The 9480-nt window shown below is 54.8% G+C and carries 6 protein-coding genes; 1 reads left to right on the top strand and 5 read right to left on the bottom strand.

What is annotated here, in order from left to right; genetic code table 11:
- On the bottom strand, positions 1–765 hold a 765-nt coding region (gene pdxS, locus HRF49_09790; GenBank protein MEP0814940.1), incomplete at its 3' end, for a pyridoxal 5'-phosphate synthase lyase subunit PdxS.
- A 175-nt stretch (positions 766–940) separates the two neighbouring features.
- Here pdxS and HRF49_09785 point away from each other — a divergent pair.
- Positions 941–2086, top strand: a complete 1146-nt coding sequence (locus tag HRF49_09785; GenBank protein MEP0814939.1) for an HD-GYP domain-containing protein — start codon at positions 941–943, stop codon at positions 2084–2086.
- Between the two features lie 3 nt (positions 2087–2089).
- Here the strand turns inward: HRF49_09785 and HRF49_09780 are convergent, their stop codons facing one another.
- From HRF49_09780 to HRF49_09765, 4 genes are read right to left on the bottom strand one after another with little or no spacing between them, the layout of a single operon-like run.
- Positions 2090–2836 carry a tetratricopeptide repeat protein gene (locus tag HRF49_09780; GenBank protein MEP0814938.1) on the bottom strand — a complete coding sequence of 249 codons (747 nt, stop codon included), beginning with the start codon at positions 2834–2836 and terminating at the stop codon, positions 2090–2092.
- A gap of 12 nt (positions 2837–2848) precedes the next feature.
- Complete coding sequence (gene dnaK, locus HRF49_09775; GenBank protein ID MEP0814937.1) at positions 2849–4591, bottom strand: molecular chaperone DnaK; 1743 nt, start codon at positions 4589–4591, stop codon at positions 2849–2851.
- A gap of 42 nt (positions 4592–4633) precedes the next feature.
- On the bottom strand, positions 4634–5485 hold the full coding sequence (gene grpE, locus HRF49_09770) for a nucleotide exchange factor GrpE (GenBank protein MEP0814936.1): 852 nt from the start codon (positions 5483–5485) through the stop codon (positions 4634–4636).
- Positions 5482–9441 (bottom strand): hypothetical protein, encoded by a 3960-nt coding sequence (locus HRF49_09765; GenBank protein ID MEP0814935.1) that lies wholly within the window; start codon positions 9439–9441, stop codon positions 5482–5484. The genes grpE and HRF49_09765 overlap by 4 nt, the downstream gene beginning before the upstream one ends.
- Positions 9442–9480 lie beyond the last annotated feature (39 nt).

Genomic DNA, 9480 nt, shown 5'->3' with positions numbered 1-9480 from the left:
CGCCATCAGTTCCGGATTCGAGCTTTTGAAAATGCCGCTGCCGACGAAAACGCTTTCCGCGCCCAGCTGCATCATAAGCGAAGCGTCCGCCGGGGTTGCGACGCCGCCAGCGGCGAAATTCGGAACCGGCAGCCGTCCGGAATTGGCCACCTCTTCTACAAGATGGAACGGCGCACCCATCTGTTTGGCCGCAGACATCAGCTCGCCCCGGTCGAGCGTTGAAAGTCGTTTGATTTCGGCCCGGACGAGCCGCATGTGCCGTACCGCCTCCACGATGTCCCCGGTTCCGGCTTCGCCTTTTGTGCGGATCATGGCCGCGCCCTCGCCTATGCGTCTTAGAGCCTCGCCCAGATTGCGGCATCCGCAGACGAACGGTACCTTGAAATCATGCTTCCAAACGTGATTTTCTTCGTCGGCGGGCGTTAACACCTCGCTTTCGTCTATAAAATCCACGCCCAGCGCTTCCAAAATCTGCGCCTCGGCGAAATGGCCGATACGGCACTTTGCCATAACCGGAATGCTCACGGCTTCCATAATCGCGGTAATGATGCGCGGATCCGCCATCCGGGCGACGCCGCCGTCCCTGCGGATGTCCGCGGGCACCCTTTCCAGCGCCATGACGCTTACCGCGCCCGCCTTTTCGGCTATCACGGCCTGCTCCGGTGTGGTTACGTCCATAATCACGCCGCCTTTGAGCATCTCGGCGTGGCCGACCTTTACCCTATAGGTGGCGCTTAGAATTTCGGCTGTGTTGTTTTCCTTCATGACTTACCTCCGGGGCATGCGCCCCTCAAACAAGATTGTAGTATAGTTCCACTGCGGATGCATTTCGGTTTGGATTTCCGCCGAAATTGCCCCGCAAATCTGGTATAATGTGAAACGTTCCGCGTGCTTGCGCGGGCGCTTAGTCTGCCTTTCCGCCGCCTGAACGGGGAAAAATATGCGTAAGATCCCTCTGAAAGATCTTAAAGCCGGGGTTGTGCTTGACGAGGATATTTTGTCGACCGACCTGCAACTATTACTCAGGCGCGGCAGCAAGCTGAACGATTACATAATAAACAAACTGCTGGAACGCGGAATCGAATTCGTGGTCACCGCCTCGACCCAGTTCGAGCAGCGTGAAGACGTCTCTCTTGACGAGCATCACTTTCTTGTTCAGGTTCGCAAGAACATCAACAGAGTTTACGAGCGTTCCGAAATTGAAAGCGTGCTTCCCCAGGAACTGCTGGAAAAAACCGTCGAGGTTTTAAGGGAGATTTTCAAAGACAGCCGCATGGGGATTTTCCAGAATCTCGACAAACTGCACGAAGAAGTCGAAATGCTGCTGAAGGAAGTTGTATCCACTTCGGGCAGGGCTATCAATATTTACTCTCTGGCCAATTACAGCGATTTCCTTTTCTTTCACGCGGTAAACGTGGCGACGCTGATGACCATTCTTTACAGGGACGACCCGGCATGGTCGCTTTTAAAAAAGGATATCGCGCTGGGCGCGCTGCTCCACAACATCGGCATGATGCGCATTCCTGTCTCGATTTTCAACAAGCCCGGCCAGCTTACGCAGCGCGAATTTTCCATGGTAATGGAGCACCCCCGATACTCCTATCAGATGGTCAAGGACAATACCGATGTAAGTCAGGACGTGCTCAAAATGGTCCTGGAGCACCACGAAAGGTTCGACGGAAGCGGCTATCCCCAGCGGCTGACAGGAGATGCAATTCACCCGCTTTCGCTGATGTTGTCCATTTGCGATACTTTCATTGCGCTCACCAGCGAACGGTTGCACCGCAAGAAGCTATCGCCGAACCAAGCCATATCAAATATAATTATTCGAAGTTTCGACATTTTCGGAAGTCAGACCGTCAACCAATTCCTGCGCGTAGTCGGGTTGTATCCCGTGGGAAGCCTGGTGAAGTTGAACGACGGACGGTTCGCCGTCGTTTTCGCGATTTCCGGCGAACATTTGACTCGCCCCATCGTGAAGGTTGTGTACGACCAAAAATTCAATCAAATAGATCCGCCCGAGATGATCGATCTTTCAAAAAGCACGGAATCCTATATATTGTCGCCGATCAACCTTTACGTTTAGTCGTCATTTGGACGAAAACAGGATTACGGCCAGAAGAACAAGAATGATTGCCAGAAGCGCGGTCTGGGCCATAAGCATCGCGGCCACGAATCCCGGTGAGGCAAATGGAAATCCGACTGCTCCCTTGAATGGCTTCCCGGCGTCCGAAAATTCGGTTTCCAGTTGCGCAAGTTCCGCATCCCCGGGAAATCTCAAAAGACCTTTTGAAACGGCGGCTCTCGCGGCTTCAAAATCGCCTAGGGCGATATTTGCTTTTGCAAGCAAGCGATAGGCCTGTTTCAGATCCGGCGCCAATTCAATTGCCTTTTCAAGTTGGGAAATACTCTCCCTGTATTGAGCTTTTCGCGCGCAGGTCAATGCGACGTTGTAGCGTTCCGCCGCGGCGAATAGTTTTTGCTCCGCGCGTTCAAGTTCTTCCGCAAGGCGTACTCTTTCCGCGCCTTCGGGGATTTCCGAAAGCCGCTTTCGGGCGGCTTCGAAGTCTCCGGAGACTATTGCCGTTTTTGCAAGAAGCGCCTTCGCTTCGCCGGCGCATCCGTCCCAAAGCTTGAGCGCGTCGGTGCACAGCCTTTCGACTTCGTTTTTGTCGCCGCGCGCCAGCGCCAGCCTTGCCGCGTCAAGATAGCGGCGCGCATCTTCGATGAGCTTTCGGAAGGAGTTGATGTCCGCGGTGCAGTCCGGGCAGACGGACGCGCCTGCCGCTATTTCGCCCCCGCATACCGGACAACTGGCCAGGTTTTCGCCGTTCATAAGCCGGCTCCGTTACGAATATTCGGAGATGAACCCGGTAACGATTTCAAGGGCGGATTCGACCTTTCCTTCGTCTCCGGAAAGCAGGGATTCCTTCAGCTCTTTGCATGCGGTTTCAAGTTTGGACATCGAGCCTTCGGACATCCGGATGTCGCCGGCCTGCGCGCGCTTGAGTATCTTGATTCCCTTGTCGAGTGCGCCTTCGCCTTCAAAGAAGAGCTTGCTCTTGTCGCGCTGGGACAACATCGAGCCCGTGTACTTGCTCACGTCGCGCTTGGCCATCCGAACGTCTTCCTCGGTCAAGCGGCTCTTGGAACTTTTGATGGTAATGCTCTTCGCCGTTCCGGTGCGGCGGTCCTGCGCGGTTACCTTGACTATGCCGTTGACGTCGTAGTCGAAATTTACCTCGACAAGCGATTCGCCTTTAGGCGCGGGGGTGATGCCGGTCAGGATGAACTCGCCCAAGCTCGTGTTCTCCGCGGCCATGGGGCTTTCGCCCTGAAGCACGTGGATATGCGCTTCGGTCTGGTTGTCCACTGTAGTTACGTAAATTCTTTTGCGATTGCACGGAACGCTTGTATTGCGCGGGATGATTTCGCTGAAGCGGCCGCCTTCGACTTCGATGCCGAGGGTGAACGGTGCCACGTCCACCACCACAAGGTCTTGCAGATGGCCGCGTTTGATGCCCGCCTGGATCGCGGCGCCAGTCGCGACGCATTCCTCCGGATTGATGTCGCGCAGCGGATCTTTGCCCATAACCTGCTTGACCAGGCGCTGGATGGCCGGCATGCGGGTTTGGCCGCCGACAAGAATTACGGCATCAATATCGTCAACCGTCAGCTTTGCGTCCGCCATCGAGCTTTCGATGGGCTGCGTCGTGCGGTTTATAAGGTCGGCCGTAAGCTCTTCCAACTTCGCCCGCGTAAGATTTTCGTTCAGGTGCAGCGGCTCCACTCCGCCCGTATAAAGGAACGGAAGGTTTATGTTCGTTTCAAGCAGACTGGAGAGGTCTATCTTCGCAAGTTCCGCCGCTTCCTTCAACCTCTGCTTGATCGAGCGCTGTTGGGCGAGATCGGGAATCGTGTTGATATCCACCTTTTCTTTTTGCTTGAATTGCTCGATCAGGTACTCTACGATGCGGTAATCGAAGTCGTCGCCGCCCAACGTGTTGATGCCGGCCGTGGCCAGCACCTTGAACGCGCCCTCGAACAGTTTGATTATGGAGACATCGAGAGTGCCGCCTCCGAGGTCGTAGACGAGAATCGTTTTCGCCTCGACTTTGTCGAAACCATACGCCAGCGCGGCGGCCGTAGGCTCGTTTATGATGCGTTCCACTTTGAAGCCGGCTATTTCGCCGGCGTCCTTGGTCGCCTGACGCTGCGCGTCGGTGAAGTATGCGGGAACCGTTATAACCGCTTCCTCCACCTGTGAGCCCAGAAAGGTTTCAGCGTCGAGCTTGAGCTTTTTCAGGATTACCGCGCTGATTTCCTGGGGCGAAAAGTCTTTGTCGCCGATTGTGATCCTGCGCTCGCTCCCCATCAAGCGCTTGATGGAAGCGACCGTACGCTCCGGATTGGCGACGAGCTGGTTTTTGGCCGGCTCGCCAACCAGCAGTTCGCCGGTTTCGGTGAATCCGACTACGGACGGCGTGATGTAACTGCCGCGCTCGTTCGGTATCAGCGTCGGCTCGCCGTTCCAGATGGTCGCGATCAGCGAGTTTGTCGTGCCCAGATCAATGCCTACGATGTTCCCCATGTCACCTGCTCCACAATCGGTTTCCCCGGCGGTCCGGGGGTATTAACTGCCGACGCCTTTGCGGCGAACCACCACCACCTCGGCGCATCTTAACACTTTACCCTTTACAAGAAATCCCCGCAGAAGCACTTTGGCGATGGCGCCCTCCGGCAAGTCGGGACTGTCCACGGTGCCAATTGCTTGATGTATATGCGGATCGAACTTGTCCAACTCTTCTATCGGTTTTACCCCGCGCTTTGCCAGGAGTTCCAGAAGCAGCTTGTGGATGCTTTTAACTCCCACCGCCCAGGATTCGGAGGGCGATTCGCCGCTTGATTCCAAAAACGAAAGCAGCCTGTCAAAGGAGTCTACGACCGCAATCATGTCCAGAATTTCGCGCTTCTGGATTGCTTCCGTTTCGATCCTGTCTTTAAGAGCAAGCGAGGATTCGATACGGTTCAGCTGACCGGCAAAGTCGGGAGCAAGAGACATCCCCTGGCCATCCGAAGGCGCCCGCGACTCCACAAGCCTTGCCAGCGCCGCCAGCTCGGATTTCAGGGATTCGTCCAAGTTCGAAGCGGCATCCTTTATGGCCGGAAGAATTGAAGCAAGCCTGGTTGCAAAAAGCGCCCTAAGGCTGTCCAGCCTCGATTGGATTTCGTTCGATTTGGCTTCGACTTCGGCTCGAAGAGCGACCGACCCTTCGGCCGCGTTTCTGACCTCGGCTGCGAGCCGCTCCTCTTCCTTGCCCAATCGTTCAATGTGCAGTGATAGCCGGGCCAACTCGGCCTTGATCGAGAAGAGCGACTCGCGCGGCTCGCCGGCTTCCCGCCGTTGCCAATCGGTCCCGCCAATCGGGGCAGTATAGTATTGCTCCCTTGTGAAGTCAACGCGATCGACCGCTCGTTTCATCACACGAGATTCCAGTCGGGCAGCTTGAGATTCAGTTTTAGGCGCTCCGTGACTTTGTCCATTACCTCGTTCCAGTCCAGTCCCGACGGCTTGAGGTAGGTGTATCTGGGCAGCGGCGGATTGACCTTTATCTTCAAGGCGCCGAACACGTTGACGTGTTTGCCGCCCCAGACCGTCGTTCTAAGCTCATCCAAGTACAACGGGTTGTAGGCGAAAAGATCGATTTTCTCCTTCTTCGCGGAATCCGTCAGGTTGGCGTAGGCCTCTTCGAGCAGCATGAAATCATCCGCGAAACGCTCCGGATTGAAAATTTTAACAAGCCGGAAGTAAGCGCGTTCGATTTGCGGGATGCTTGCACGCTTGTCCAGATTGAGCAGCCAGTAAAACTTGTTTGCTTTCTGGTAGTAGTCAATCACATCTTCGGTGCGTACCTTGGCGAGGTCGTGCTCCGCCTTGCCTTTCGTTGTGATCAAATCGGTCAGCACGCGCTGGATTTCCGCTATGTAAACGCTGTAAACGGCATTCTGCCTGGGCTTGCGCTCCAGTTCTTTTTTCCACCAGTCGATCATCCGGTTCCAGAACCTGGTGCTGTTGCCAAAATCGTCCATCTGCCAGTACGCGATGGCGAGATTCTGGATGAGCCGCATGTTCTTCGGGTCATATTGAAGCGCCTTTTTCCATTCGCTAATCGCCGTTTTAACCTGGTCGGCCTTGCGCACGAGCTGGTACGCGTTCAACGATAGTGTTTCCGCGTACAACTTCGGCAAGTGCTCGAAATGCGGATCGATGCCGGCCAATGCTTCCCAGGTTTGCATTGCTTCCTTTGCATAGCCGGACTCCAGGAACGCAAGTCCGATTTCAAGGTACTCCTGCATCCGCTTGCTCTTGTCGACATCCGGACGGTCGGCGTTTTTCAATATTTCGCGCCAGAAGTGGACGGCCATTTCGCGATTGCCCAGCTTGGCATTCGCCAGCCCCTGGAACCAAAATATACGCAAGTCATTCTTGTACTCGTCGGTTTTGGCCAGCTTCGAGAGAAGCTCCAGCGCCCGTTTGTACTGGCCGTCGTGGACATAAAGCTGGGCGAATTCGATGGTATCGTCATCGAATTCAATATCCTTAAAAACCTTGGCTCCTTCCCAAACGGGGTCTGACAGGTAACTGGCGAAAAGCAGTGGCAAATCGGCCTTGTTGAATTTCCCCTTCCGCAGCAGGTCGGCGAAAACGCGCCATGCCTTTTCAAGCCTTTTGCTTGAAAAATAGGCATATGCTTGACTTTGTTCCAGCTCTTCGGGCACCTGGTCCCAGGGAACATTCACATAATGCAGTATTGCCTGGTCATAATCGCGCAGCTCGTGACAAGCGAAAGCCAGAAGCGAGCGGGTGTCAATTCTGCGAGGCAGAATCGCCAGCGACGTTTCCAGAAGTTTGCGAGCCCGTTCGAAATCCCTCGCGAAAAACGCCTTTTCGCCCTCAATCAAAAGCAGGTCGGTAATCACGTCGCGGATCAGCCTGTCGCCCATATCCACTTGAACACTCTGGAAAAGCAGGGACGTGGCTTTTTTGATGTCGCCTTCCTTCAGCGCTGTCGCCCCGCAATAAAAAAGAGCGGTCGAATAATACCTGCTTTCCGCCCGGCCCGTGCGGTTCTTGTTGTACGATGCCTCGGTCTGCGCCAGCGCTTCTTCGTATCGTTTCTCTTTGAGATAAAGCATCGAGATTTCGATTTCCGCCCAGCGATGAAAGTTTCGCGCCTCCGGATCGTCCAAAACTTCGCGGTAGCTTGCCCTTGCATTTTGCCATTCGAAGTTTAGTTCCTGCGCCTGGCCGCGCCGCAACTTGATCAGGTAGCCGGGAATGTGAGACGCCATCTCCGCATCTTCGGCGATTCGATTGAAACACTCCGCGGCCGAACGGTGATCTTCGAGTGTCAGGTGGCATACACCGCGCCAATACAGGTTCTGCGCTTCGTCCTTCTTTCCACCGATGCTGAGCTTGCTAAGAATGGACAGCGCGCCTTTCGCGTCTCCGCCGATAATCAGCATCTTGGCGAAGCGGTACTTGGCCGAATCCAGATTGGTCTGCTCGGCCGCGTCCTTGTAGGCAACGGTGGCTTGTTCGTAATTGAACTTTTCCGCGTAAAAGTCGCCTATGCCCACGAGTAGATTCGGTCGGCCGTTTTCACCCAAAAGCTTGACCAGCCTCGCGCGGTCGGCTTCAAAACAACGCACGGCGTATTGAGTAAGTCTCGGGTCTTCTATATTTTCCTTTAATCTGTGTGTCAACAGAGCGAAGCCCACTTCGGGATCGCACGAAAAGCGCTCGAGTTCGAAAACCTGTTCGAAGAGCCTGATTTCTTCGGACGAGTAAGGTTTCCCTTCTTGGTGCTCTTCGACTGCAATTTGGGCGAGTACCCGAATGAGCCTTGCCGGCGGATTCGTCGATGATTTGTACAGGCGCTGATAATGCCGCTTCGCATCCTCGTCGTGCCTGTCCAGATTCATGAAGCAATATCCGAGCGCTTCAGAAAACTGCTGCTCCAGATGCGCGGGATAAGCTCCCTTCAGCGTCATCAGATATTCGAGCGTGGTTTCGTCGAACCGCTTTATCTTTACGTTGTGCTCGGCAAGAATCAACGCGATTTTCTCACGCGTGAAATCGTCGGTAACGATATTGAACGCGCGGCGATAAATATCTATGGCGGCTTGCGTATCCGTGTGGTAGGCGAGGTAAGTAATGGCGAGCATGCGGATGATTTCCGGATTGTCCGGATCGGTGGTAAGCGCTTCCTCGTATATTTTTTTCGCCTGTTCGTCAGCCCTGCCCAGCTGGATATAGTGCTGCGCCAAAAGCTCGTACAGCTTTCGCTGGGGAAGCTCCGGTACCATCGAAAGGTACGTTTCATACACTCGGCAGGCAAAATCCCCCCTGTCATCCCTTCCAAGAAAGTGCTCGGTCAGCGCGCGTATGCTGCGCTTGGAGAGCGCGTGCTGCTTGAACGCGTCCTGAAACAACGGGATGGTGCGCTCTGAAATATCGAGCTCGCTTGCATACTCGTCGGCAAGATACTGCAGCAGCTCTTGGCCGCGGTAGCCGCGTTCGTAAACCTGCTCCGCCAGGTCGCGCCTATTGAAGTAAGACTTTTCCTGGGTCAGGATGAAATCGCTGACGTGTTTGACGCCTTCGGGAGATAGCATTCCCCGTCCGAGCGCGTCAGCGATGAAAGGCCAAGTGGTGGGAGAAATTTCGCCTTTTTCCAAATAGGCGTCGCACAGCAGCCCCAGGGCTTTCGGGACGTCGCGGCCCGCGTCAAGCTGGTCGCGGTAAAACTTGAGCGCGAACTCGCTCTTGTCCTGGTTTTCTATAAGCGATTGAGTAAGAATCCTGACAAGTTCTTCGTTGTCCTTGTTGTGGCGATATGCGTTTTTATAAACGTCCAGCGCTTCGGCGTCGGTTCTGCCCTCGGCAAGGTAACGGATGGAAAGTATGCTTGAGCCGCCCTTCCAAAGAGGATGCTCTTTGACCGCGCGGACGACAATGTCAATGTCTTCATCCGTTGGCGAAGGAAGGTCGGCAACCATTTTCGCCAGCGATAGGTTGGCCCGGCGGTCTTCGGGAGCTATTTCCAGCCGCTTTTCGAGAATCGGACGGTACTTGATGTCCGTGATTTGGTCGTTTCGTATCCAATCGGCGGCTTGGGCGGTCCAGTCTTCTTCGACATAACCGTCGAAAAACTCCAGCAACGTATCCAGAGCTTCAGTTTTGCGGTTGTTCTCCCACCAGAACTTGGCAAGCTCGAATCTTAGGCCGTTGAGAGCCTTGCGATCCTCCTCGCTCAAGTCATTGCCGGATTCGACGAGGGAGTCGGTCACCAGCTTTTCTATGTCCTTGCCCTTGGATGCGGCCGCGCGGACAGCGTCCAGCTTCTTGACCAAAACTCCTTTTTTCAGCTGCGGCATCTACCACACGTCCCGGAAGGGCTATAAACAGCTCATTAT

This window comes from bacterium (genome assembly GCA_039961635.1).
Lineage (GTDB): Bacteria > 4484-113 > 4484-113 > JAGGVC01 > JAGGVC01 > JABRWB01.
Note: the sequence above shows the minus strand (reverse complement) of the source record. Positions and strands in the feature narration are given on the sequence as shown.

Bases quoted from the DNA above. Each gene is read 5' to 3' on its own strand.
- dnaK (MEP0814937.1), bottom strand. From the start codon at position 4,591: ATGGGGAACATCGTAGGCATTGATCTGGGCACGACAAACTCGCTGATC.
- HRF49_09785 (MEP0814939.1), top strand. From the start codon at position 941: ATGCGTAAGATCCCTCTGAAAGATCTTAAAGCCGGGGTTGTGCTTGAC.
- HRF49_09780 (MEP0814938.1), bottom strand. From the start codon at position 2,836: ATGAACGGCGAAAACCTGGCCAGTTGTCCGGTATGCGGGGGCGAAATA.
- HRF49_09765 (MEP0814935.1), bottom strand. From the start codon at position 9,441: ATGCCGCAGCTGAAAAAAGGAGTTTTGGTCAAGAAGCTGGACGCTGTC.